The sequence below is a fragment of the Cupriavidus sp. FW306-01-F10A genome (assembly GCF_058782785.1).
This window is the reverse complement of the sequence record NZ_JBYSYA010000002.1, coordinates 1-24,656: the sequence shown is the minus strand read 5'-3', so window position 1 is coordinate 24,656 and position 24,656 is coordinate 1. Positions and strand designations below refer to the sequence as shown.

Below are 24,656 nucleotides of genomic sequence, written 5' to 3'. Positions count from 1 at the left end.
AAGCGGCCGAAGCCGCTTTTTGTGCATTGCTTTGTGACGCTTGCGCCAGTCGCCATCCTGCTGCGGGTGGCGATGCCTGGGGCTCTTACATCACAGCTGCGATCGCATCGACGACGGCGTCGATGTTGCGGCTGTTCAGCGCGGCCACGCAGATGCGGCCGGTGCCGACGGCGTAGATGCCGTGCTCGTTGCGCAGGCGGTCCACCTGGGCCGAGGTCAGGCCCGAGTACGAGAACATGCCGCGCTGTGCCTTGACGAAGGAGAAGTCGCCCGGCACGCCCTTGGCGGCCAGCTTGTCCACCAGCGCATGACGCATCAGCTTGATGCGGTCGCGCATCTCGGCCAGTTCTTCTTCCCACATGGCGCGCAGTTCCGGGCTGTTCAGCACGGTGGCGACCACGGTGCCGCCGTGCGTCGGCGGGTTGGAGTAGTTGGTGCGGATCACGCGCTTGACCTGCGACATCACGCGCTGTGCTTCTTCCTTGCTGGTGGTGACGATCGACAGCGCGCCCACGCGCTCGCCGTACAGCGAGAAGCTCTTCGAGAACGAGCTCGACACGAAGAAGGGCAGGCCGGAGTCCGCGAACAGGCGCACGGCGGCGCCGTCCGGGTCGATGCCGTCGGCAAAGCCCTGGTAGGCCATGTCCAGGAACGGGATCAGGTTGCGTTCCTTGACCAGTTCCACCACCTGCTTCCACTGCTCGGGCGACAGGTCCACGCCGGTCGGGTTGTGGCAGCATGCGTGCAGCACGACGATGGTGTTGGCCGGGAACGACTTCAGCGATTCCACCATGCCGGCAAAGTTCAGGCCGTGGCTGGGGGCGTCGTAGTAGGCATAGTTGACCACCGGGAAGCCGGCGGATTCGAACAGTGCGCGGTGGTTTTCCCAGCTCGGGTCGCTGATGGCGACCTTGGCGTCCGGATACAGGCGCTTCAGGAAGTCGGCGCCGATCTTCAGCGCGCCGGTGCCGCCGAGTGCCTGGGCCGTCACCACGCGGCCTTCCGTGATCAGCGGCGATTCCTTGCCGAACAGCAGCGTCTGCACGGCCTGGTCATAGGCGGCGATGCCTTCGATCGGCAGGTAGCCACGCGGCGTGGCGGTGGTCAGGCGTGCCTTTTCTGCCTCCTGGACGGCGCGCAGCAGGGGGATTTTCCCTTCGTCGGTGAAGTACACGCCAACGCCCAGGTTGACCTTGGTCGGGCGGGTATCGGCATTGAAGGCTTCGTTGAGGCCCAGGATCGGGTCGCGCGGGGCCATCTCGACGGCAGAAAACAAACTCATTTGGAATCTCGTGGTCGGCTATGTAAGAAAACGGGAAGGCGTAGAATGCTTCGGACTGCGCTGGGGGCTGACAGGCCCCCGTGACGCTTCCGGCTTGAAGCGGGGGCTGGCAACCCCAAGATTCTAGCGTATTCGCCCCGTATTCCTGAGGTATTTCCCTAATTCCGCCCGTAAATTCGCCCCCTATGTCGAACCTTGCAGAAGCCGCGCCGGCCCTGGACGAAGACAAATTCGTCACATTCCCCGGCTCCCCGTTCCAGCTCTACCAGCCGTTCCCGCCCGCCGGCGACCAGCCGGAGGCCATCCGGCAACTGGTGGAGGGGGTCGAGGACGGCCTGTCGTTCCAGACGCTGCTGGGGGTGACGGGTTCGGGCAAGACCTTCACCATGGCCAATGTGATCGCCCGGATGGGACGGCCGGCGATCGTGTTCGCGCCCAACAAGACGCTGGCGGCCCAGCTCTACGCCGAGTTCCGCGAGTTCTTCCCGCGTAACGCGGTCGAGTACTTCGTCAGCTACTACGACTACTACCAGCCCGAGGCCTACGTCCCGCAGCGCGACCTGTTTATCGAGAAGGACTCGTCGATCAACGAGCATATCGAGCAGATGCGGCTGTCGGCGACCAAGAGCCTGCTGGAGCGCCGCGACACGATCATCGTGGCGACCGTCTCTGCGATCTATGGTATCGGCAACCCGACCGAATACCACCAGATGATTCTCACACTGCGTGCCGGCGACAAGATCAGCCAGCGTGACGTGATCGCGCGCCTGATCGCGATGCAGTACACCCGCAACGAGACCGACTTCCAGCGCGGCACCTTCCGCGTGCGCGGCGACACCATCGACATCTTCCCGGCAGAACACGCCGAGATGGCGGTGCGGCTGGAGATGTTCGACGACGAGGTGGAGTCGCTGCAGTTCTTCGACCCGCTGACTGGCCGCGTGCGCCAGAAGATCCCGCGCTTCACGGTCTACCCGTCGAGCCACTATGTGACCCCGCGCGAGACCGTGCTGCGCGCGATCGAGGCGATCAAGTCGGAGCTGCGCGAGCGGCTGGAGTTCTTCCACAAGGAAAACCGGCTGGTGGAGGCGCAACGGCTCGAGCAGCGCACCCGCTTCGACCTGGAAATGCTGTCCGAACTGGGCTTCTGCAAGGGCATCGAGAACTATTCGCGGCACCTGTCCGGTGCACGCCCCGGCGATCCGCCGCCGACGCTGGTCGACTACCTGCCGCCCGACGCGCTGATGTTCCTGGACGAGTCGCACGTGCTGATCGGCCAGCTCAACGGCATGTACAACGGCGACCGCGCGCGCAAGACCACGCTGGTGGAGTACGGCTTCCGGCTGCCCTCGGCGCTGGACAACCGGCCGCTGAAGTTCGACGAGTTCGAGCGCAAGATGCGCCAGGTGATGTTTGTTTCGGCCACGCCGGCGCAGTTCGAGCAGGACAATGCCGGGCAGGTGGTGGAGCAGGTGGTGCGTCCGACCGGGCTGGTCGATCCCATCATCATGGTGCGCCCGGCGACCACGCAGGTGGATGACCTGCTGTCGGAAATCCACGCCCGCGTGGAGGTTGGCGAACGCGTGCTGGTGACCACGCTGACCAAGCGCATGGCCGAGCAGCTGACCGAGTTCCTGTCCGAGAACGGCGTCAAGGTGCGCTACCTGCACTCGGACATCGACACCGTCGAGCGCGTGGAGATCATCCGCGACCTGCGCCTGGGCACCTTCGACGTGCTGGTGGGCATCAACCTGCTGCGCGAAGGCCTGGATATTCCCGAGGTGTCGCTGGTGGCGATCCTCGATGCGGACAAGGAAGGCTTCCTGCGCGCCGAGCGCTCGCTGATCCAGACCATCGGGCGCGCCGCGCGCAACGTCAACGGTACCGCGATCCTGTACGCGGACCGCATGACCGAGTCGATGAAGAAGGCCATTGGCGAGACCGAGCGCCGCCGCGCCAAGCAGATCGCCTTCAACGAGGCCAACGGCATCACGCCGCGCGGCGTGGTCAAGCGCATCAAGGACATCATCGACGGCGTCTACAGCGTCAACGATGCCAGGGCCGAGCTGCTGGCGGCGCAGGAGCAGGCCCGCTACGAGGACATGAGCGAGAAGCAGGTCTCCAAGGAAATCAAGCGTTTGGAGAAGCTCATGCTCGACCACGCCCGCAACCTGGAGTTCGAGCAGGCGGCGCAGGTGCGCGACCAGCTGGCCAAGCTCAAGGCGCAGGTGTTCGGCGCCAGCGGAGAGAGCGCGCTGCCGCCTGCCTGATACGCCGCACCGCCACGCGCGCTTCGCCTATAGTGAAATTCGCGGCGGCGCCGGTCATGAAGGGTGAAAGCGCGAAGGCTGCCGCGAAGGAGGCAAGATGGAACGCCAGTTTGAATACGGCGGCTACGCGGTCGTGGTCAGCGCGGTCCCCAATGCCGCCGGCGGGTTTGCGGCGCAGATGCGCATCGCCGATGCCTTCGGCGAGCCTTCCGGCCCCAGCTACGAGGCGATTGCGGGCGACGCGCCCACGCCCGAAGGGGCCATCGCCCTGGCGGAGGCCGGCGCCATGCGCGCGATCGACGCCGGCGAGGTCAACTAGCCAGGTATCCCCCATTTTCCGTGGAGAACCACAATGACCGATATCGGTGAATGGAAGAAGAAGGTCTATGAAACCCACGAAGTGCAGGTCCAGGTCAAACAGCGCTCACAGAGCGAATGGTCCTACACCGTGCGCGTCTGCCGCCCCGGTACCAATATTCGCGCCGCCGGCACGCTGACCGAGACCTCGCGCATCACCGAGCACTACAAATCGCGCGAGGCCGCGGAAGTGGCCGGGTTTGCGCACGGCGAGCGGCTGGCCAAGCAGCTGGCCTGAAGGGCTGCGGGTAGAATTGCGGCTGTCCGGCCGGCGGCCCTCCCGTGTGCCGCTGCGCCCGCCGTTCCACTCCCGCCTAGCCGTGATCCGATGAAGACATACGCCATCCTGATGTGTTGCATGGGAAACATCTGCCGTTCCCCGACGGCGGAGGGCGTGCTGCGCGCCAAGCTGGCTGCGGCGGGGCTGGACGCGCTGGTGGAACTGGATTCGGCGGGCACGCATGAATACCACCTGGGCCGCGCACCCGATCCCCGCACCCAGCGCCACGCGCTGCAGCGCGGCTATGACCTGTCCGCGCTGCGCGCGCGCAAGGTCGGCCTGCCTGACTTCGACCGCTTCGACCTGGTCCTGGCGATGGACCGCGAGAACCTGGCCGGCCTGGCGCGGCTGCGCCCCGATGCTGGCGCCAAGCTGCGCCTGCTGATGAGCTTCGCCACCCGCCACGACGCCGACGAGGTGCCGGACCCCTACTACGGCGAAGGCGATGGCTTCGAGCGCGTGCTCGACTACATCGAAGATGCCTGCGACGGCCTGGTGGCCGAGTTGCGCCAGCGCCTGCAAGGCAACGCCGGCTGATCCCGGCGCCCGCTCCGTCGTCCTTTCTGCGGCCCGCGCCGCGACGCTACCAGCGCCGCGGCCGGCGGCCCGATCCCACGAGAATCCATGCTTCACAAACTGTTCCGCAAATGGCGCGAATCGCGCAATGCCAGCCTGCAGCTCGACGCCATCCTGGCCGCTGCCGATCCTGAGGCGCCGCTGGCCGAGCGCAACGGCTGGCTGATCGAGCTGGGCTTCTGGATCCGCCGCGATGGCGGGCTGGGTGCCGATGCTGACAGCCAGGAACCTGGCACGGACCGCCGCCACCCCGAGCATGTGCGGCTGCGCTACCTGCTGCAGGTGCTGGAGCGGCATCCCGACTGGGCCGGGCGTTTTGCCCTGACGGTGCGCAGCCTGGTGCGCGAGAACGACCCCACCGGACTGTTCTGCGATACCGGCGTGGCCCTGCACCCGGGCTTCGTCAGCGAGATGGTGGGCCGGCTGCAGAACCGCTTCCTGCCGCCGCCGCCCAACCGCAGCGACATGGCGGGGCTGTTTGCGCTGGTGTTCGTCGGGGATGAGGACGCGGAGTGGGTCGAAGCCATCGACGACGGGCTGCTGGCGCGGCTGGCGCGCGTGCTGCAGGCCGGCAGCGCCGGGGGCGAAGCGGCGGGCATGGCGCACTATCGCGATGCGCTGGGCCAGACGCTTGCCACCAGCATCGCGGTGCTGGTCAGTCAGGTGCGCGCCACCGGCCTGAGCCAGGCGATCCGTTCGCGCCTGGCCGGGCGCGTGGCAGAGACACCGTTCTTCCGCCTGGACGAGGCCATCCAGGCCTTGTGTGAAGAGGGCCTGCGCCATGACGACAACAGCTTCGGCCACCGCCTGAACTACTTCCGCGCGCTGCTGGACGGCTGCCATGCCGCGATCCGCCAGGTGTATGAGGACCTGGAAGACAACGGCGTGTCGGTCGAGGTGGTGTTCCAGATCGAGCGCATGAAGGTGCAGCTCAGCCGCATCGAGCTGCTGCTGGCGGCCTGGGTCGAGCCCCACCGGCCCGGCATGCATGCGCACATGGTGGCCGAGCTGATCCGATCGACCCAGGCCCGGCGCAGCATCTCGCACCTGGCCGGCACCTCGTTCGCGCAACTGGCGCGCAAGGTGGTGGAGCGCTCGGCCGAGACCGGCGAGCACTACATCACGCGCGACCGCAAGGAATACGCCGAGCTGGTGCGCGCCGCGGCCGGCGGCGGCCTGGTCTCGGTCGCCACCGTGTACCTGAAGTTCCTGATCTACGGCCTGCACCTGGACAAGTTCAGTGAGGGGCTGCTGGCCTCGCTCAACTACGCCGGCAGCTTCCTGGCCATCCACTTTGCGCACTTCACGCTGGCGACCAAGCAGCCGGCCATGACCGGGCCGGCGCTGGCGCACCGGCTGGACGGGGCCGGGCGGCCGGAGGGGCGCGAGATATTTGTCGACGACACCATTGCCATGATCCGCTCCAACGCGGCGGCGATCGTCGGCAACCTCGCGGTGGTGTTCCCGGTGGCGCTGGGGATCCAGTGGCTGGCGCACAAGCTGCTGGGCACCAACCTGATCACGCCGGCCAAGGCGATTGCCACCATCGAGTCGTTCTCGATCCTGGGCCCGACGCCGCTCTATGCCGCCTTCACCGGCGTGCTGCTGTGGCTGTCCAGCCTGATTGCCGGCTGGGCCGACAACTGGTTCGCGCTGCATCGCGTGCATGACGTGATGGCCTACAACCGGCGCCTCCAGTACGTGCTGGGTGCGCGCGGCGCCACCCGGCTGGCGGATTTCTGGAAGCGCAACCTGTCGGGCATAGCCGCCAACGTGTCGCTGGGCCTGCTGCTGGGGCTGGGGCCGGAAATCCTGAGCTTCTTCGGGCCGCATATGGAAGTGCGCCATGTGACGCTGTCGACCGGCTCGGTCGGCACCGCGCTCGGCGTGCTGGGGTTGGACGCACTGCGCATGCCGGCGCTGTGGCTGGCGGTGGCGGGCATTGCGCTGATGGGGATGCTGAACGTGGCAGTGAGCTTCGCGCTGGCGTTCAATATGGCGCTGCGGTCACGCAACCTGCGGCGCGTGGACCGCGCCGAACTGAGCGCGGCCGTGCGGCGGCGCATCCTGAAGCACCCGTTGTCGCTGGTGATGCCGCCGCGCGCGGCAGGCCCGGAGACGGCCGCGCGCGCGCGCGAAGCGTGATCGGGGCGTGGTGCGCTGCGGCAGGGGTAGTTGACTGAATTAGTCGGGTACCTTTATACTTGACGGAAACGATCAAGTATTAGCTTCACCCCCAGAGCCCTGCACCATGAGACTGACCACCAAAGGCCGCTTCGCGGTCACTGCGATGATCGACCTGGCCATGCGCCAGGACCAGGGACCGGTCACGCTCGCCGGCATCAGCCAGCGGCAAAAGATCTCGTTGTCCTACCTGGAGCAGCTGTTTGGCAAGCTGCGCCGGCACGAGATTGTTGAAAGCGTGCGCGGCCCGGGCGGCGGCTACAGTCTGGCGCGCAAGGCCGAAGACGTCACCGTGGCGGACATCATCATCGCCGTGGACGAGCCCCTGGATGCCACCCAGTGCGGCGGCAAGGGCAATTGTAACGGAGATGACGGCTCCGGGCGCTGCATGACCCACGAACTGTGGGCGACGCTGAACCAGAAGATGGTCGAGTACCTCGACTCCGTTTCCCTCAAGAACCTGGTGGACCAGCAACGCGAGCGCCAGCCTGCCGTGCTGCACGACATGCGCGAAGACGCCGCGCAGCCGGTCGCGGCCGCTGCGCGCGGCAAGGCCGACAAGCAGGAAAAGCCGGTCCGGGCCAGAATGGTGAATTCAGTTTTCAGCCTGGCGCAGTCCTGAGCGCGCCCAGGCAACGACAGCAAAACAGCGATCAGCGGTCCCTAACAAGGCAGTCATAACGATGAGCACCCCACATTTCCCCATCTACATGGATTACTCGGCCACCACGCCGGTGGACCCGCGCGTGGCGGACAAGATGATTCCGTACCTGCGCGAGCAGTTCGGCAACCCCGCCTCGCGCAGCCACGCGTACGGCTGGGAAGCGGAGCGCGCGGTGGAAGAAGCACGTGAGCAGGTGGCCGCACTGGTCGGCGCCGACCCGCGCGAGATCGTGTGGACCTCGGGTGCAACCGAATCGAACAACCTGGCGATCAAGGGTGCCGCGAACTTCTATTCGGGCAAGGGCAAGCACATCATCACCCTGAAGACCGAGCACAAGGCCGTGCTCGACACCACGCGCGAGCTGGAGCGCCAGGGCTTTGAAGTGACCTACCTGGACGTGAAGGAAAACGGCCTGCTCGACATGGAAGTGTTCAAGCAGGCGCTGCGCCCGGACACCATCCTGGTCTCGGTGATGCTGGTCAACAACGAGATCGGCGTGATCCAGGACGTCGCGCAGATCGGCGAGATCTGCCGCGAGAAGGGCATCATCTTCCATTGCGACGCCGCGCAGGCGACCGGCAAGGTGGCGATCGACCTGGGCAAGCTGAAGTGCGACCTGATGTCGTTCTCGGCCCACAAGACCTACGGCCCCAAGGGCATCGGCGCGCTGTACGTGCGCCGCAAGCCGCGCGTGCGCATCGAGGCGCAGATGCACGGCGGCGGCCATGAGCGCGGCATGCGCTCGGGGACGCTGGCCACGCACCAGATCGTCGGCATGGGCGAAGCCTTCCGCATCGCCCGCGAAGAGATGGCGACCGAGAACGAACGCATCCGCATGCTGCGCGACCGCCTGTGGAACGGCCTGTCGGACATGGAAGAGGTCTACCTGAACGGCGACCTGGAACAGCGCGTGCCGCACAACCTGAATGTCAGCTTCAACTTCGTCGAAGGCGAATCGCTGATCATGGCGATCAAGGACGTGGCGGTGTCGTCGGGTTCGGCCTGCACCTCGGCCTCGCTGGAGCCGTCGTATGTGCTGCGCGCGCTGGGCCGCAACGACGAACTGGCCCACAGCTCGATCCGCTTCACGGTGGGCCGCTTCACCACCGAGCAGGAGATCGACTACACCATCGAACTGCTCAAGAGCAAGATCGGCAAGCTGCGCGACCTGTCGCCGCTGTGGGAAATGTTCAAGGACGGCGTCGATTTGAATTCGATCCAGTGGGCCGCGCACTGACGCGCCCGCACAGATCATCAGAACAAAAAGCAATACCCCCGCAAAGATACGCAAGAGGTAAGCAAAATGTCATACAGCACCAAGGTTCTCGACCACTATGAAAACCCCCGCAACGTCGGTTCGTTCGATAAGAACGACGATGCGGTCGGCACCGGCATGGTCGGTGCGCCGGCCTGCGGCGACGTGATGAAGCTGCAGATCAAGGTCAACGAGGCGGGCGTGATCGAAGACGCCAAGTTCAAGACCTACGGCTGCGGCTCGGCCATTGCCTCGTCCTCGCTCGTGACCGAGTGGGTCAAGGGCAAGACCGTGGACCAGGCGCTGGAGATCAAGAACACCCAGATCGCCGAAGAACTGGCGCTGCCGCCGGTGAAGATCCACTGCTCGATCCTGGCCGAAGACGCGATCAAGGCCGCCGTCGAAGACTACAAGAAGAAGCACGGCGCCGAGCAGAAGGCTGCCTGATTCTGTCGCACTGACCACGGCATCGACGAAGGAAGACGCAACGATGATCACCATGACCGAGAAGGCGGCCAAGCATGTGGCCCGCTACCTGGAGCGCCGCGGCAAGGGCGTGGGCCTGCGCCTGGGCGTGAAGACCACCGGCTGCTCGGGCCTGGCCTACAAGCTGGAATACGTCGACGAGCTGCTGCCGGAAGACGCGGTGTTCGAATCGCACGGCATCAAGGTCATCGTCGACGCCAAGAGCCTGCCGTATATCGACGGCACCGAACTCGACTACGCACGTGAAGGGTTGAACGAAGGTTTTCGCTTCAACAACCCCAACGTCAAGGACGAGTGCGGCTGCGGCGAGTCCTTCACGGTCTGAGGCGCGCCAGCGCAAGCAAGCCCCGGTGGAGCGCAGCATCGTCGGGTTCCGCCGGGACGAGGAAGGCCACTGGGTGGCCGAACTCGAATGCGGGCACGGCCAGCATATGCGGCACGACCCGCCATGGCAGTCGCGGCCATGGACGCAAAGCGAGCAGGGCCGCGCCGGCATGATCGGCATGCGGGTGAACTGCCTGAAGTGCGACCGCAACGAAGCGCCGGCCGAGTGGGCACGCAAGCCCGCCTGAGCGGCACCGTGGCGGCAATGGACAAAGGGGCGGCGCGGCCGCTCTTTTTTCTTGGGGAAGCAGTTGAAAGACGATTTTTTTGCGCTGTTCGGCCTGCCGGCGCAGTACGGCGTCGATGAAGCCGCGCTGGATGCGGCGTACCGCACCGTGCAGTCGCAGGCGCATCCGGACCGCTTTGCCAAGGCGGGCGACGCCGAGCGCCGCGTGGCCATGCAATGGGCCGCGCATGCCAATGAAGCCTACCGTACGCTGCGCCAGCCGTTGCGGCGCGCGACCTACCTGCTGAAGCTGCGCGGCGTCGATGTGCAGGCCGAGAACAACACGGCCATGACGCCGGCCTTCCTGATGCAGCAGATGGAATGGCGCGAAGCGCTGCAGGAAGCGGTGGAAGAGCGCGCAGTGGACCGGCTCGATGCGCTGCTGCGCGAGCTGCGCCAGGAAAAGCGCGAGCGCCACGAAGCACTGGGCGCGTTGCTGGATTCCGGCGACAACGAGGCGGCTGGCGGCGCGGTGCGGCAACTGATGTTTATCGAGAAGATTGAGCACGATACCAGCGAGGCCATCGACCGGCTGGAACACTGACCGGCACGTTTGCCGGGGCCGTGACACAATGGCGCCCGGCGCGAAAACCGCTCCCCAATGCCACCCGCATGGCGGTTTCCACTGCCGCACAAGACAGCAAAGAAATACCATGGCACTGCTCCAGATTTCCGAACCCGGCATGTCGCCGGCGCCCCACCAACGCCGCCTGGCCGTCGGCATCGACCTCGGCACCACCAATTCGCTGGTGGCCGCGGTGCGCAGCAGCATTCCCGAGGTGCTGGGCGACGAGCGCGGCCGCGCGCTGCTGCCCTCGGTCGTGCGCTACCTGCCGGACCGTACCGCCCATATCGGCTACCGGGCCCAGGAAGAAGCGGTGCGCGATCCCAAGAACACCATCGTCTCGGTCAAGCGCTTCATGGGCCGCGGCCTGCGCGACGTGGCCAATATCGAGCACAGCCCGTATGACTTTGTCGACGCGCCGGGCATGCTGCAGATCAAGACCGCCGCCGGCGTAAAGAGCCCGGTGGAGATCTCGGCCGAGATCCTGGCCACGCTGCGCCAGCGCGCTGAAGACACGCTGGGCGACGACCTGGTCGGCGCCGTCATCACGGTGCCGGCCTACTTCGATGAGGCCCAGCGCCAGGCGACCAAGGACGCCGCGCGCCTGGCCGGCCTGGAAGTGCTGCGCCTGCTCAACGAGCCCACTGCCGCGGCCATTGCCTACGGCCTGGACAATGCCTCGGAAGGCATCTACGCGGTCTACGACCTGGGCGGCGGCACCTTCGATATCTCGGTGCTCAAGCTGACGCAGGGCGTGTTCGAGGTGCTGGCCACCGGCGGCGACTCGGCCCTCGGCGGCGATGACTTCGACCAGCGCCTGCTGTGCTGGATCGTCGAGCAGGCCAGCCTGCAGCCGCTATCGGCGCAGGACATGCGCCTGCTGATGGTGCGGGCGCGCGCGGCCAAGGAAGCGCTGTCGGAAAGCGACAGCACCGTGATCGACGCCGTGCTGGAGTCCGGCGAGATCGTCCACCTGACGCTGACTGTCGAGATCTTCGACCAGGTCACCGCGCACCTGGTGCAGAAGACCCTGGCGCCGGTGCGCAAGGCGCTGCGCGACGCGGGCGTCGCGCCCGACGAGGTCAAGGGCGTGGTGCTGGTGGGCGGCGCCACGCGCATGCCGTCGATCCGCAAGGCCGTGGGCGACTACTTCGGCCAGACCCCGCTGACCAACCTCGATCCGGACCGCGTGGTGGCGCTGGGCGCCGCGATGCAGGCCAACCTGCTGGCCGGCAACCATGCCCCGGGCGAAGACTGGCTGCTGCTCGACGTGATCCCGCTGTCGCTGGGCGTCGAGACCATGGGCGGCCTGGTCGAGAAGATCATCCCGCGCAACAGCACCATCCCGGTGGCGCGCGCGCAGGAATTCACCACCTTCAAGGATGGCCAGACCGCGATGGCGATCCACGTGCTGCAGGGCGAGCGCGAGCTGGCCAGCGACTGCCGCTCGCTGGCGCGCTTCGAGCTGCGCGGCATCCCGCCGATGGTGGCGGGCGCGGCGCGCATCCGCGTGACCTACCAGGTCGATGCCGACGGGCTGCTGTCGGTGACCGCGCGCGAAACGCATTCGGGCGTGGAAGCCGCGGTCACGGTCAAGCCGTCGTACGGCCTGGCCGACGACGATATCGCGCGCATGCTGCAGGAAAGCTTCCGCGAAGCCGAGCACGACATGAAGAGCCGCGCGCTGGCCGAAGAGCGCGTGGAAGCCGACCGGCTGGTCGAGGCCACGCAGCGCGCGCTGGAAACCGATGGCGACCTGCTGTCGGCGGAAGAGCGCACCGCGGTCGAGGCGCTGATGGCTACGGTGCGCGAGATCGCCTCCGGCGAAGACCACCACGCCATCCACGCCGCGGTGGAGAAGCTGTCGCACGGTACCGACGAATTCGCCGCCCGCCGCATGGACCGTTCGATCAAGAGCGCGCTGGCCGGGCGCAAGGTGCAGGAGCTGGGCTGATCACCGGGCCCGCACCGACATACAGACATCAGGACACCACATGCCACAGATCGTTGTTTTGCCCCACGTCGAATATTGCCCGGAAGGGACGGTGATCGAAGCCGAGAAGGGCGTCAGCGTCTGCGACGCGCTGCTCTCGCACGGCATCGAGATCGAGCATGCGTGCGAGAAGTCGTGCGCCTGCACCACCTGCCACGTGATCGTGCGCGAGGGCTTCAATTCGCTCAACGAGGCCGAGGAGAAGGAAGAAGACCTGCTCGACAAGGCCTGGGGGCTGGAGCCGAATTCGCGGCTGTCGTGCCAGGCCATCGTCGATGATGAAGACCTGACCATCGAGATCCCGAAGTACACCATCAACCACGCCAAGGAAGGCCACTGAGCGGCCGGCAAATCTCAGCGGAGAACAATCCCATGAAGTGGACCGATACCTACGCCATTGCCGAAGCGCTGTATGACAAGTTCCCGGATGTCGATCCGGCGGGCGTGCGCTTCACTGACCTGCGCCGCTGGGTGCTGGAGCTCGACGGCTTTGCCGACGCGCCCGAGCGCTCGGGCGAGAAGATCCTGGAGGCGATCCAGCAGGCCTGGATCCAGGAAGCCGAATAAGCGACGCAGTATCGGGATGACGACAAAAGGCCGGCAAATTGCCGGCCTTTTGCTTTGCCGCTGCGCGGGAGCCGGATCAGCCCCGCATCAGCGCGCCGTTCTCCAGGTGCACGCGCTCGCCTGGCTGCACGGCGGGGTCTTTCTCGTAGGTGAAGGTGCGGTGGCTGCCGTCATCCATGCGCACGCGCACTTCATAGTGCGTGTCCTTGCTGACGGTCTTCTCGATCTGGTTGCCGGCCACGCCGCCACCCACGGCACCCACCACGGTGCCGACGATGCGGCCATTGCCCTTGCCGACCTGGTTGCCCAGCAGCCCACCCACCACCGCGCCGCCGAGCGCGCCCAGGCCGCTGGTGTTGGGCTTCTGGGTCTGGATCGGGGTCACCGAGACGATACGGCCGGCGTAGGGGCTGCCCTTGGCAGCGTGGCGCTCGGTGTCGGCACGCTGGCTGGCGCGCGGCTCGCTGTCGCGCTGCGCGGCCTGGCGTGCCGGGGCGGTGCGTGGCGCGGCTTGCGAGGAACCGGCGGCATCCTGGCCGGCCGGGCGCTGCTGGCCGTCGTTGTAGACCGGCGGCCGGGTGGTGCTGCCCGGGGCGGGCGCTGCCGTGACCGGCAGCGGCCCTTGCGGGTCTGCCTGCGCACCGGCCTGCGCCGGCAGGTCAGGGCTGGCCTTGCCGATCGGCAGCACGCCAGTGACGGCGGCGACCGCGGTCAGGCTGGCGATCACCACGGCGACGGCTGCCGCACCGACGAGCGGATGCAGCCGGCGTTGCGGCGGCAGCGGGGCAGGGGTGTTGTCGTTCGGGGTGGCTTGGCTTTGCATTGCTATGGCTCCGGTGCGGCGAAGGCCGCGTTGGGATGGAACCAGTGTGGCCGAAGCGGGTGGGGTTTTCCGTTTGTTTTTGTAAATATATGTAGGCGGAAAATATCTTTTATATCAATGCCTTATGGTTGGTTGGGGCGCATATCACGGGGCCAGGCTGTAACATTCGGCGGCTTGGCATGACATTGGCGGCGCCCCAAGGAAAAAGCCCCACCGATTCGGTGGGGCTTCATCTTGCCAAAGCGCTTGCTCAATCTTCCCGGCGCAGGTGCGGGAACAGGATGACGTCGCGGATATTCGGGCTATCCGTCAGCAGCATCACCAGGCGGTCGATGCCGATGCCGCAGCCGCCCGTCGGGGGCATGCCGTATTCCAGCGCGCGGATGTAGTCGGCGTCGAAGTACATGGCTTCTTCATCGCCGGCGTCCTTCTGTTCGACCTGCTTGCGGAAGCGGTCGGCCTGGTCCTCGGCATCGTTCAGCTCCGAGAAGCCGTTGGCGATCTCGCGGCCGGTGATGAACAGTTCGAAGCGCTCGGTGATGCCAGGCACCGTGTCCGAGGCGCGTGCCAGCGGCGAGACCTCGACCGGGTAGTCGACGATAAAGGTCGGCTCCCACAGCTGGCTTTCCGCGGTTTCCTCGAACAGCACCAGTTGCAGCGTGCCCAGGCCCGCGTTGAGGAACTGCGGCGCGTTGGTGTTGACGCCGAACTTCTTCAGCTCGGTGCGCAGGAACCCGGCATCGGCCAGTTGCGCATCGGTGTACTGCGGTGCGAACTTCTGGATCGCCTGGCAGATCGTCAGCCGATGGAACGGCTTGGACAGGTCCAGCTCGCGGTCCTGGTAGGTCAGCACGGCACTGCCGCGCGCATCGATCGCGGCCTTGCGGATCAGGTCCTCGGTGAAGTCCATCAGCCAGCGGTAGTCCGTGTAGGCCGCGTAGAACTCCATCATGGTGAACTCGGGGTTGTGGCGCGGGCTCACCCCTTCGTTGCGGAAGTTGCGGTTGATCTCGAACACGCGCTCGAAGCCGCCGACGATCAGGCGCTTCAGGTACAGCTCGGGCGCGATGCGCATGAACATCTGCATGTCCAGCGCATTGTGGTGCGTGATAAACGGCTTGGCCGCGGCGCCGCCCGGGATCGGGTGCAGCATCGGCGTTTCCACTTCCATGAAGCCGGCATCGGCCATATGGCGGCGCAGCGACGAGATCGCATTGGTGCGGGCGCGGAAGGTGTTGCGTGTTTCCGGCGACACGATCAGGTCGACATAGCGCTGGCGGTACTTCATTTCCTGGTCGGCCAGGCCGTGGAACTTGTCCGGCAGCGGGCGCAGCGACTTGGACAGCAGGCGCAGTTCGCGCACCTGCACCGACAGCTCGCCCTTGTTGGTGCGGAACAGCTCGCCGCGGGCGCTGATGATGTCGCCCAGGTCCCAGTGCTTGAAGGCCGCGTAGACCTCTTCGCCGACCTTGTCGCGGGTGATGTAGAACTGGATCTGGCCGCTGCCGTCCTGCACCGTGGCAAAGCTGGCCTTGCCCATCACGCGCTTGAGCATCATGCGCCCGGCGATGGCGACCTCGACCGGCGCGGCCTCGAGCGTGGCCTGCTCGGTCTCGGCGTACTGCGCCTGCAGCGCGGCGGCCTGGTGGGTGGGGCGGAAATCGTTGGGGAAGGGCACGCCCTGCTGGCGCAGCGTGGCCAGTTTCTCGCGCCGCTCCGCGATGATCTTGTTCTCGTCGACGGCGGGTGTGTCTGCGGCGGCTGGCTTGGCCTGGGCGCGGTTCGGTTCAGTCATGATGTCTTGTCGGATCGCGCGCGGCGTGCCGCGCGCGGATTCAGATGGCTTGATGGGTGCGGCTTAGTAGTTGCGGAGATCGTCCAGCTCGATGCTGCCGAAATCCGGGCGGTGCAGGTAGGCGACGATGCGGCCGGCGGTTTCCTCGGCCGACGCCAGCTGTTCATTGGCTTTCAGCTCGCGGAAGCGCTGCACCTGGGCGAAGTCGGCATTGCGGATGGTGGCCTGCATGCCGGTGTCGATCACGCCCGGGGCCAGCGCCACTGCGCGCACGGTGCGCGGGGCTTCGGCCTGGGCGTACTCGGCGTTGACCGAGCGCATGAACATGTCCAGCCCGGCCTTGCCGGCGCAGTAGGCGCTCCAGCCTTCGATCGGGCGGCGCGCCGCGCCGGAGGAGATCGCCAGCACCTTGCGCGGGCAGTCGAACTTCTCGGTGCGCTCCAGGAACGCCGCGGTCATCGTCATCGGCGCCGCCAGGTTGGTCAGCAGGTGCGGCACCAGGGCTTTCTCCTGCAGGCGCGTGACCGGGCCGATCGGTTCGACCACGCCCGCGTTCAGGATCAGCGTGGCGCTGGTCGGCGGGAGGTCGAGCGTATCGAGCACGCTGGCGAGCCAGGTTGCGGCGGGGCCGGCCTGCGACAGGTCCTGCAAGTGCCAGGCCACCGGCACGCCGCTCATGGTGGCGATGCGCTCGAGCTCGCTGTTGCGGCTGCGCGCCACGCAGATCAGTCGGTTGCCCGGCACGAGCAGGGCATTGGTCAGTGCCGCGCCCAGCCCGCGCGAGGCGCCGGTGATGATGTAGAGGTGATTGGCTTCGCTCATGGTGCCCCGGTCGGAAAGGCCGCAGCTGCGGCGGTACAGCGATGATCCAGCGATTGCGGTGATGTTGCTGTGCCGCCGCGGGTGCCGCCCCGCGCCGGAGGGCGCGGGGCGGGCGGCCCGATTCGGCCTTACAGTCCCTGCTTGAGGCTGGCCTCGATGAACGGGTCCAGGTCGCCGTCCAGCACCTTCTGGGTGTTGGACATTTCCACGTTGGTGCGCAGGTCCTTGATGCGGCTCTGGTCCAGCACGTAGGAGCGGATCTGGTGGCCCCAGCCCACGTCGGTCTTGCCGGCTTCGAGCTTGTCGGCCTCGGCCTGGCGCTTGCGCATCTCGTGCTCGTACAGGCGCGATTTCAGCATCGACATGGCTTCGGCACGGTTGCGGTGCTGCGAGCGGTCGTTCTGGCACTGCACCACGATACCGGTCGGGATGTGCGTGATTCGCACCGCCGAATCGGTCTTGTTGATGTGCTGGCCGCCCGCCCCCGAGGCGCGGTAGGTGTCCACGCGCAGGTCCGCCGGGTTGACCTCGACCTCGAACGAATCGTCGACCTCGGGGTAGACAAACACCGACGAGAACGAGGTATGGCGCCCGCCCGACGAATCGAACGGCGACTTGCGCACCAGGCGGTGCACGCCCGTTTCAGTACGCAGGTAGCCGAAGGCGTATTCGCCCTCGATCTTGATGGTCGCGCTCTTGATGCCGGCCACGTCGCCTTCGGACTCTTCCAGCACCTCGGCCTTGAAGCCCTTGCGCTCGCAGTACTTCAGGTACTGGCGCAGCAGCATCGAGGCCCAGTCGCACGCTTCGGTGCCGCCGGCGCCGGCCTGGATGTCGATAAAGGCGTTGGCCTGGTCCATCTCGCCCGAGAACATGCGGCGGAATTCCATGCCCGCGACGATCTCCTCGAAGCCCTTGACGTCGGCCTCGATCGCTTCGAGGGTGTCGTCGTCGCCTTCTTCCCTGGCGAGCTCAAACAGCTCTTCGGCGCCGCTGAGGTCGTCGGTGAGCTTGCTGAGCACGCTTACCACGCCCTCGATTGCCTTCTTTTCCTTGCCGAGGTCCTGGGCCCGCTTGGGGTTGTTCCAGACGTCGGGGTCTTCCAGCAAACCGTTGACTTCGTCCAGCCTTCCTACTTTGACATCGTAGTCAAAGATACCCCCGTAGATCTTCCGTTCGCGAACGGAGATCGGAGATGGCACCGGAGATGGCGTTGAGGCGTTCTGCTTCCATGATGTTCCTGCGCTTCGAAAACGTCGAATTATAGCGGATCGGCGCGGCAACCCGGGGCTTCCGGACCGCCTCGGGCGGGCCGCGGACCGAACGGATTGGCCGCGGCGCGGTCTATCCGCCGGTGCCGGGCGATGCACGCGGCGATAATACGGGTCGCAAGCCGCCCCCGGCACGACAAAGAACAGGGACGAATGACGCAAACCAGACATGACATCGAACCAGGCCGGCGCCGCGCGCTGGGCCTGCTGCTGGCCGCCGCGGCCGCGGTCGCGGCCGGCTGCGGCACCACGGGCGGTCCCGTGCCGGACGGCTACTACCGCGTCGAGCGCGGCGACACGCTGTATTCGATCGCGCGCAAGCACCGCCGCAGCGTACGCGACCTGACCCGCTGGAACAGCGACATCACCAGCCCCGGCCAGATCGAGGTGGGCCAGCTGATCCGCGTGCGGCCGCCGGGTGGTGCCTCAGGCAGTGCTTCGGCCGGCCAGGCCGTGACCGATACCCCGCGTGTCGACAGCGGCTCGGCCTCCCGGCCGCCCGCCAGCAGCATCCGCCTGCAATGGCCGGCCGACGGGCGCGTCACCGCCGGCTTCTCGCCGCCGGCCAGCAAGGGCCTGAGCATCGCGGTGCCGGCCAACGGCGCGGTGCGCGCGGCCGCCGCCGGGCGCGCCATCCACGTCGGCAACCTGCGCGGCTACGGCATGCTGGTGATCGTCAAGCACAGCGACGACTGGCTGACCGTCTACGGCAACCTGGACCAGCCGCTGGTCACGGAAGGCGCCCAGGTCTCGGCAGGGCAGGACGTGGGCCGCATGGGTGCGAGCCCGAGCGAGCTGCACTTCGAGGTGCGCGGCAACGGCAAGCCAGTGGATCCCGCTGCCTACCTGCCGTCGCGGGGCTGAACGGGGGGCGGAAGCCCCCGGGAGCACGCTACTGCGCGTGTTCGATCACCAGCTGCACGCGGGTGACGCCGTTGAAGGTGTTGTTGTCGAGCCGGTAGGCCACCTGTGCGCTGGCGCCGAGCGAGTCGGCATGGTTGAACCAGATCGCGTCGAAGCGCTGGCTGCCGCGCCCGAGCTGCAGCTTCAGGTGCTTGCCCTTGAGCACGCTCTGGCGCAGCACGTCGAACTCGCCGCAGAAGGTCGGCGCCGGGAAGCCCTGGCCCCATACCTGCTGCTCTAGCAGGGTGACGAATTCCGGGCTGAAGCACTGGTCCTCGATATCGCCATCGGTCTCGATCACGCGCGCCAGCTGGTCGTCGGTCAGCCATTCGCGGCCGACCGCCTCGAAGGCCTCCTGGAACTCGGCAAAACGCTCGGCGCGCACGGTCAGCCCGGCCGCCATGGCGTGGCCGCCGAACTTGAGCAGCATGCCGGGATGGCGCTTGGACACCAGGTCAAGCGCATCGCGCAGGTGGAAGCCGGGGATCGAGCGGCCCGAGCCCTTGACGGTGGTCTCGTCGCCGGGGGCGAAGGTGATGGTGGGGCGGTGGAACTTGTCTTTCAGACGCGACGCCACGATGCCGATCACGCCCTGGTGCCAGGTGTCGTTGAACACGCTGACGGTGAAGCGCGCCGACGGGTCCGGGCCGGCCAGCGGCTGCTCCAGGATCTGCAGCGCCTCCTGCTGCATGCCGGCCTCGATGTCGCGCCGCTCGCGGTTCATGCTGTCCAGCTCCTGCGCGATCTCCCAGGCGCGGTTGGCATCTTCGGTCAGCAGGCATTCAATGCCCAGCGACATGTCCGCCAGCCGGCCGGCCGCGTTCAGGCGCGGACCCAGCCCGAAACCCAGGTCGAAGGTATTGGCGCGCGCCGCCTCGCGCCCGGCGGCGCGGAACAGCGCCGCCACGCCCGGCTGCATCCGTCCGGCGCGCATGCGGCGCAGGCCCTGTGCCACCAGGATGCGGTTGTTGGTATCCAGCTTGACCACGTCGGCCACCGTGCCCAGCGCCACCAGGTCCAGCAGCGTCTGCAGCGGCGGCTGCGTGGCCTGGGTATAGACGCCACGCTGGCGCAGTTCGGCGCGCAGCGCGAGCAGCACGTAGAACATCACGCCCACGCCCGCCAGGTTCTTGCTGGGGAATTCGCAGCCCGGCTGGTTCGGGTTGACGATCACCGCGGCCTGCGGCAGCTCTGACCCCGGCAGGTGGTGGTCGGTCACCACCACGTCGATGCCCAGCGCATTGGCCGCGGCCACCCCGTCGACGCTGGCGATGCCGTTGTCGACCGTGACGATCACGTCCGGCTGCTGCCTGGCCGCCAGCGCCACGATCTCCGGGGTCAGGCCGTAGCCGTACTCGAAGCGGTTCGGCACGATGTATTCCACCCGCGCGCCCAGCATGCGCAGCCCGCGCACGCCCACCGCGCAGGCGGTGGCGCCGTCGCAGTCATAGTCGGCCACGATCAGCAGGCGCTTGCCGGCGCCGATGGCGTCGGCCAGGTAGGCCGCGGCGTGGCCGATGCCCTTCATGGCCGCGGGCGGCACCAGCTCGGGCAGGTCGGTGGCCAGTTCGGCGGCGCGGGCCACGCCGCGCGCGGCCAGGATGCGGGCCAGCGTAGGGTGCAGGCCGGCGGCGGCCAGCGAGCTGGCGTGTTCGGGAGAGTACTGGCGGATGGCGATCCGGGTCATGGGCGGGGCGGCAGGTGAGGTTTCGGTCGGGGCGGCGCGTGTCAGGCGGCTTCAGGCAGCTTTATGCGGCATAGGCGAGGTCGGACAGCAGCGCGCGCCAGTCGCCGCGCTGGCCCATGCCGCGCCAGAACTTGCGCAGGTCGGCGCGGCGCACGGTGAACTCGGCAAAGTGGTTCTCGCCGGCCAGCACCAGCGTGATGGCGCCGACCTGGCCGGCCACCAGTGCTTCCAGTGCCGGCGCGAACCAGTCGGCATCCAGCGCATGCATGCGGTCCAGCCAGAGGCCCCAGTCTTCGGCGATATGCGCTTCGGTGGCGCTGTCGAGCATGGCCAGCACCGTGCCCTCCACCCCGCTGGCGCCAGCCAGGCCGGCCGGCACCGGCAGCACGCGGCTGCCCGCGGCCAGGGCCAGCCCGCTCAGGAAGGGATCGTTGCTCAGCACCGTATCGGCCAGCCGCGGCACCGGCTGCAGCGCGCCGCCGCCGTACAGCCAGACCGAATTGACCGGCGCCTCGCCGGCAGCCTCGCGGGCCTGGTTGACGCGGTGGTCATACCAGGTCATCTGGATCTCGTTCTGCAGGCGGCGCCAGTCGCGGGCGCGTTCGCCGGCCTGCATCCAGATATCGATATTGCGGCCCGCGGCGCGCAGCGGCGTGGTCGCCTCCAGCGGGCCGAATACGGCCTCGGGCAGGTACCAGCGCTGCGGGCAGGGCGATTCCAGCGCGATGCCCGATTCCAGCAGCAGTTCGTCGATGGCGGCGCGCAGGGTCGCGGCCTCCTGCGGCCGGATGCCCAGCTGGGCGGGCGGCATCAGCACCAGGTGATCGCGCGCGGCGTGGATGTGCACCGGTTGCAGGCAGGTCCAGGACTGGCCATCGGGGGTGGCGGGGACGGCGCCGCCACTGTCGGCCAGCCGCATATAGGGCGCCAGCGGCACCCGGACCGGGTCCAGCGCCGCCTTGCCGGCCAGCCAGCGCTCCTGCGGCAGGCTGCGCAGGAAGGGGTCGTCATGCCGCTCGCGCGGGCCGGGCTCGGCCCGGGTCAGCAACTTTCCGAGCGCGGGCAGCTCCAACTGCCGCAGCAGCGCGCCGGGAACGACATCGTCCCGGCCGTCGTCGCCGGCGCCCGGCGGGACGGAAAAGGGCACAATCAGGGTCAGGTGCGTCATCATGGTGGCGAGATTGTAAACTCCCGGCTGGCCGGCGCCAGTCTTGCGAGAGGCAGGCGGCGCACCCGACGGCCCGCATGCGTGCCGCCGGCGCCCCTCCACCGGGCACCGGCGCTTTCCCGAAACAACAGGAATCCTCTTGAACTTTCCCTACGAGTGGCAGATCGGCTGGCGATACACCCGCGCAAGCAAGCGCGCCAGCCGCAACACCTTCATTTCGTTCATCTCGATGATCTCGATGTTCGGGATCGCCCTTGGCGTCGCCGCGCTGATCGTGGTGCTGTCGGTGATGAACGGCTTCCAGAAGGAAGTGCGCGACCGCATGCTGTCGGTGCTGGCGCATATCGAAGTGATCGGCCCGTCGGCGCTGCCGGACTGGCAGAAGACCGCGGCCGAAGCCTTGCAGAACAAGGAAGTGACCGGCGCCGCGCCCTATGTCGCGGCCCAGGCCATGCTGACCCGCGACGACGCCGTGCGCGGCGTGCTGCTGCGCGGCGTGGAGCCGTCGCAGGAGCCCAAGGTCTCCGACATCGGCAGCCAGTTCCGGGCCGGCAGCATGACGGCGCTGGAGCCGGGCGGCTTCGGCATCGCGCTGGGCAACGAGCTGGCCAACGCCATGGGCGTGCAGGTCGGCGACAAGGTCACGCTGGTGGCGCCGCAGGGCACCATCACGCCGGCGGGCGTGCTGCCGCGGCTCAAGCAGTTCACCGTGGTGGGCGTGTTCTCGTCCGGGCATTTCGAGTTCGACAGCGCGCTGGCGCTGGTCAACATGCATGACGCCGAGACCCTGTTCCGCCTGAGCGGCCCCACCGGCGTGCGCCTGAAGCTGCAGGACATGCAGCGCGCGCCGCAGGTGGCCAACGAGCTGGCCGGCACCATGTCGGGCGAGCTCTACCTGCGCGACTGGTCCAAGCAGAACCGCAACTGGTTTGCCGCGGTGCAGACCGAGAAGCGCATGATGTTCATCATCCTGACGCTGATCATCGCAGTGGCCGCGTTCAACCTGGTGTCGACGCTGGTGATGACCGTCACCGACAAGCAGGCCGATATCGCCATCCTGCGCACCATGGGCGCGCAGCCGGGCTCGATCATGAAGATCTTTATCGTGCAGGGCGTGGCCATCGGCTTTATCGGCACCATCCTGGGCGTGGCCGGCGGCACGCTGATCGCCACCAATATCGACGTGATCGTGCCTTTCATCGAGCGGCTGCTGCACGTGCAGTTCCTGCCGCGCGACATCTATTTCATCAGCGAACTGCCTTCGGATCCCCGCGTGAACGACATCGCCACCATCGGCATCATCTCCTTCGTGCTGGCCACGCTGGCCACGCTCTATCCCAGCTGGCGTGCCGCCCGCGTCAACCCGGCGGAGGCGCTGCGCTATGAGTGAAGCCGTGTTGCACGCCGATACCCCCACGCCCGCCGCGGACCAGCCGCGCACCGGCTCGCCGGTGCTGGTGGCCGAGGGCCTGACCAAGCGTTTCCGCCAGGGCGAACTCGACGTGGACGTGCTGCGCGGCGTCGATGTGCGCGTCGATGCCGGCGAGAAGGTTGCCATCGTCGGCGCCTCGGGCTCGGGCAAGAGCACGCTGCTGCATGTGCTGGGCGGGCTGGATGAGCCCGACTCCGGCCGCGTCGCGCTGCTCGGCAAGCCCTTCACGGCGCTGCGCGAGCGCGAGCGCAACGTGGTGCGCAACCGCCAGCTGGGCTTCGTCTACCAGTTCCACCACCTGCTGCCGGAATTCACCGCGCTGGACAACGTGGCCATGCCGATGCGCATCCGCGGCCTGACCCAGCATGACGCGCGCGGCGTGGCGCAGGCCATGCTGGAGCGCGTGGGCCTGGGCGGGCGCGCGAAGCACCGCCCGGGCGAGCTGTCCGGCGGCGAGCGCCAGCGCGTGGCGATCGCGCGCGCGCTGGTGGGGCAGCCGGCCTGCGTGCTGGCCGACGAACCCACCGGCAACCTCGACGACCACACCGCCGGGGGCGTCTATGACCTGATGCTGGAACTGTCGCGCACGCTCGGCACCAGCTTCATCATCGTCACCCACGACCTGGACCTGGCCGGCCGCTGCGACCGCGTGCTGCGGCTGCGCGACGGGCACCTGCACCAGGAACGCTGAGCGGGCCGGCCCATGTGGATCGACACCCACTGCCACCTCGACGCCAGCGAGTTCGACGCTGACCGCCAGCAGGTGGCCGACGCGGCCGAGGCCGCCGGCGTGCGCGGCATCGTGGTGCCGGCGGTGGCAGCGTGGAACTTCGAGGCCGTGCGCGCGCTGGCGCGCCACGATGCGCGCTGCGTCTATGCGCTCGGCATCCATCCGCTGTGCTCGCCCGGTGCCGGCCAGGCCGACCTTGACACGCTGCGGCGCGAGGTGGTGGCCAGCATGGGCGACCCGCGCTTTGTCGGCATCGGCGAGATCGGGCTCGACTTCTTCGTCGCGGGGCTGGATGCGGAGCACCAGACCTGGCTCTACGCGGAGCAGCTGAAGATCGCGCGCGAATTTGACCTGCCGGTGCTGCTGCATGTTCGCAAGTCGCAGGACCAGGTTGGCGCGCAACTGCGCAAGCTGGGCGTGAAGCGCGGCATTGCCCACGCCTTCAACGGCAGCAATGAACAGGCGCGGCGCTTTGTCGAGCAGGGCCTGAAGCTCGGCTTCGGCGGCAACGTCACTTTCAGCCGTGCGCGGCAGATCCGCCGGCTGGCGACGGAGCTGCCGCTGGAGTCGCTGGTGCTGGAAACCGACGCACCCGATATTGCGCCGGCGTGGCTGTCTGACGATCAGTTCGGCGAACAGCACAAGGCGCGCAACACGCCGGCGGAGGTGGCGGGCGTGGCGCGTGTGATGGCTGAATTGCGCGGCATCGATGCGATGACGCTGGCGCAGGCGACGTGGCGCAATGCCGTGGATGCGATGCCGCGGCTGGCAGCGTTTGCAGATAGCATGGCGCCGCGGCCGGGCTGAAGTTAACGGGTCCCGCATTCACATTGCCCGCGGTTTGCTCCCCTCTCCCGCGTGTATAGACCGGGGACATAGGTAACACCTGTTCGGGGACATGGGTAACACAACTAGACTGGCTGGCAGTGTCTTTTG

At 67.5% G+C, this 24,656-nt stretch carries 25 protein-coding genes; 18 read left to right on the top strand and 7 right to left on the bottom strand.

Going from position 1 to position 24,656, the window contains the following annotated elements; all coding sequences use genetic code 11:
• Window positions 1-85: 85 nt before the first annotated feature.
• Entirely contained in the window at window positions 86-1,282 is a 1,197-nt protein-coding gene (locus AC3WLF_RS03050) for an amino acid aminotransferase (RefSeq protein WP_010809033.1), read from the bottom strand.
• Between the two features lie 185 nt (window positions 1,283-1,467).
• Here AC3WLF_RS03050 and uvrB point away from each other — a divergent pair, with 185 nt between their 5' ends.
• From uvrB to iscX, 14 genes are all read left to right on the top strand, one after another.
• Window positions 1,468-3,552, top strand: coding sequence for an excinuclease ABC subunit UvrB (uvrB, locus tag AC3WLF_RS03045; protein ID WP_492320857.1), 2,085 nt, complete (start codon window positions 1,468-1,470; stop codon window positions 3,550-3,552).
• A 97-nt stretch (window positions 3,553-3,649) separates the two neighbouring features.
• Complete coding sequence (locus tag AC3WLF_RS03040; protein ID WP_010809031.1) at window positions 3,650-3,871, top strand: hypothetical protein; 222 nt, start codon at window positions 3,650-3,652, stop codon at window positions 3,869-3,871.
• Window positions 3,872-3,904: 33 nt separating this feature from the next.
• Window positions 3,905-4,147, top strand: a complete 243-nt coding sequence (locus AC3WLF_RS03035; protein ID WP_035822940.1) for a hypothetical protein — start codon at window positions 3,905-3,907, stop codon at window positions 4,145-4,147.
• 90 nt (window positions 4,148-4,237) lie between these two features.
• The gene (locus tag AC3WLF_RS03030) at window positions 4,238-4,726 is read left to right on the top strand and encodes a low molecular weight protein-tyrosine-phosphatase (protein ID WP_492357817.1); all 489 of its coding nucleotides are present in this window, start codon (window positions 4,238-4,240) and stop codon (window positions 4,724-4,726) included.
• An 87-nt stretch (window positions 4,727-4,813) separates the two neighbouring features.
• A complete protein-coding gene (locus AC3WLF_RS03025) occupies window positions 4,814-6,910 on the top strand; it encodes a site-specific recombinase (protein WP_492357816.1) in 2,097 nt (698 codons plus the stop codon).
• Window positions 6,911-7,016: 106 nt separating this feature from the next.
• On the top strand, window positions 7,017-7,571 hold the full coding sequence (gene iscR, locus AC3WLF_RS03020) for a Fe-S cluster assembly transcriptional regulator IscR (protein ID WP_011614910.1): 555 nt from the start codon (window positions 7,017-7,019) through the stop codon (window positions 7,569-7,571).
• Window positions 7,572-7,626: 55 nt separating this feature from the next.
• Entirely contained in the window at window positions 7,627-8,850 is a 1,224-nt protein-coding gene (locus AC3WLF_RS03015; protein ID WP_269446663.1) for an IscS subfamily cysteine desulfurase, read from the top strand.
• Between the two features lie 66 nt (window positions 8,851-8,916).
• Window positions 8,917-9,315 carry a Fe-S cluster assembly scaffold IscU gene (iscU, locus tag AC3WLF_RS03010; RefSeq protein WP_010809025.1) on the top strand — a complete coding sequence of 133 codons (399 nt, stop codon included), beginning with the start codon at window positions 8,917-8,919 and terminating at the stop codon, window positions 9,313-9,315.
• Between the two features lie 43 nt (window positions 9,316-9,358).
• A complete protein-coding gene (gene iscA, locus AC3WLF_RS03005) occupies window positions 9,359-9,679 on the top strand; it encodes an iron-sulfur cluster assembly protein IscA (RefSeq protein ID WP_010809024.1) in 321 nt (106 codons plus the stop codon).
• A gap of 25 nt (window positions 9,680-9,704) precedes the next feature.
• Window positions 9,705-9,926: a DUF3565 domain-containing protein gene (locus AC3WLF_RS03000; RefSeq protein WP_035822933.1), complete on the top strand. Its 222-nt coding sequence runs from the start codon at window positions 9,705-9,707 to the stop codon at window positions 9,924-9,926.
• Between the two features lie 63 nt (window positions 9,927-9,989).
• Window positions 9,990-10,508, top strand: a complete 519-nt coding sequence (hscB, locus tag AC3WLF_RS02995) for a Fe-S protein assembly co-chaperone HscB (RefSeq protein ID WP_492320854.1) — start codon at window positions 9,990-9,992, stop codon at window positions 10,506-10,508.
• A 109-nt stretch (window positions 10,509-10,617) separates the two neighbouring features.
• The gene (gene hscA, locus AC3WLF_RS02990) at window positions 10,618-12,483 is read left to right on the top strand and encodes a Fe-S protein assembly chaperone HscA (protein ID WP_492356909.1); all 1,866 of its coding nucleotides are present in this window, start codon (window positions 10,618-10,620) and stop codon (window positions 12,481-12,483) included.
• A gap of 40 nt (window positions 12,484-12,523) precedes the next feature.
• Window positions 12,524-12,862, top strand: a complete 339-nt coding sequence (gene fdx / locus AC3WLF_RS02985; RefSeq protein WP_010809020.1) for an ISC system 2Fe-2S type ferredoxin — start codon at window positions 12,524-12,526, stop codon at window positions 12,860-12,862.
• A gap of 32 nt (window positions 12,863-12,894) precedes the next feature.
• Window positions 12,895-13,089, top strand: coding sequence for a Fe-S cluster assembly protein IscX (gene iscX, locus AC3WLF_RS02980; protein WP_010809019.1), 195 nt, complete (start codon window positions 12,895-12,897; stop codon window positions 13,087-13,089).
• A gap of 76 nt (window positions 13,090-13,165) precedes the next feature.
• Here iscX and AC3WLF_RS02975 read toward each other — a convergent pair whose 3' ends face one another.
• From AC3WLF_RS02975 to prfB, 4 genes are all read right to left on the bottom strand, one after another.
• Entirely contained in the window at window positions 13,166-13,912 is a 747-nt protein-coding gene (locus AC3WLF_RS02975; protein ID WP_492320852.1) for a glycine zipper 2TM domain-containing protein, read from the bottom strand.
• A 250-nt stretch (window positions 13,913-14,162) separates the two neighbouring features.
• The gene (lysS, locus tag AC3WLF_RS02970) at window positions 14,163-15,707 is read right to left on the bottom strand and encodes a lysine--tRNA ligase (protein ID WP_492320851.1); all 1,545 of its coding nucleotides are present in this window, start codon (window positions 15,705-15,707) and stop codon (window positions 14,163-14,165) included.
• Window positions 15,708-15,770: 63 nt separating this feature from the next.
• Entirely contained in the window at window positions 15,771-16,529 is a 759-nt protein-coding gene (locus AC3WLF_RS02965; protein WP_492357815.1) for an SDR family oxidoreductase, read from the bottom strand.
• 128 nt (window positions 16,530-16,657) lie between these two features.
• Window positions 16,658-17,762 (bottom strand): peptide chain release factor 2 gene (gene prfB / locus AC3WLF_RS02960; RefSeq protein WP_099045607.1). Its coding sequence is split into 2 segments (ribosomal slippage): window positions 16,658-17,680 and window positions 17,682-17,762, totalling 1,104 coding nucleotides; the frame shifts between segments, so codons are not numbered across the junction.
• Window positions 17,763-17,953: 191 nt separating this feature from the next.
• Here prfB and AC3WLF_RS02955 point away from each other — a divergent pair.
• On the top strand, window positions 17,954-18,664 hold the full coding sequence (locus AC3WLF_RS02955) for a peptidoglycan DD-metalloendopeptidase family protein (RefSeq protein ID WP_492320849.1): 711 nt from the start codon (window positions 17,954-17,956) through the stop codon (window positions 18,662-18,664).
• A gap of 28 nt (window positions 18,665-18,692) precedes the next feature.
• On the opposite strand, the gene recJ is transcribed toward AC3WLF_RS02955, so the two are convergent.
• Window positions 18,693-20,390: a single-stranded-DNA-specific exonuclease RecJ gene (gene recJ / locus AC3WLF_RS02950; RefSeq protein WP_492357814.1), complete on the bottom strand. Its 1,698-nt coding sequence runs from the start codon at window positions 20,388-20,390 to the stop codon at window positions 18,693-18,695.
• Between the two features lie 61 nt (window positions 20,391-20,451).
• Window positions 20,452-21,561 (bottom strand): hypothetical protein, encoded by a 1,110-nt coding sequence (locus AC3WLF_RS02945; RefSeq protein WP_492357813.1) that lies wholly within the window; start codon window positions 21,559-21,561, stop codon window positions 20,452-20,454.
• Between the two features lie 136 nt (window positions 21,562-21,697).
• Here AC3WLF_RS02945 and AC3WLF_RS02940 point away from each other — a divergent pair, with 136 nt between their 5' ends.
• From AC3WLF_RS02940 to AC3WLF_RS02930, 3 genes are read left to right on the top strand one after another with little or no spacing between them, the layout of a single operon-like run.
• Window positions 21,698-22,948: a lipoprotein-releasing ABC transporter permease subunit gene (locus AC3WLF_RS02940; protein WP_492320846.1), complete on the top strand. Its 1,251-nt coding sequence runs from the start codon at window positions 21,698-21,700 to the stop codon at window positions 22,946-22,948.
• Entirely contained in the window at window positions 22,941-23,681 is a 741-nt protein-coding gene (gene lolD, locus AC3WLF_RS02935; RefSeq protein ID WP_010809010.1) for a lipoprotein-releasing ABC transporter ATP-binding protein LolD, read from the top strand. Before AC3WLF_RS02940 ends, lolD begins: the two co-directional genes overlap by 8 nt.
• A gap of 12 nt (window positions 23,682-23,693) precedes the next feature.
• The gene (locus AC3WLF_RS02930; RefSeq protein WP_492320844.1) at window positions 23,694-24,527 is read left to right on the top strand and encodes a TatD family hydrolase; all 834 of its coding nucleotides are present in this window, start codon (window positions 23,694-23,696) and stop codon (window positions 24,525-24,527) included.
• The last annotated feature ends 129 nt before the right edge of the window (window positions 24,528-24,656 follow it).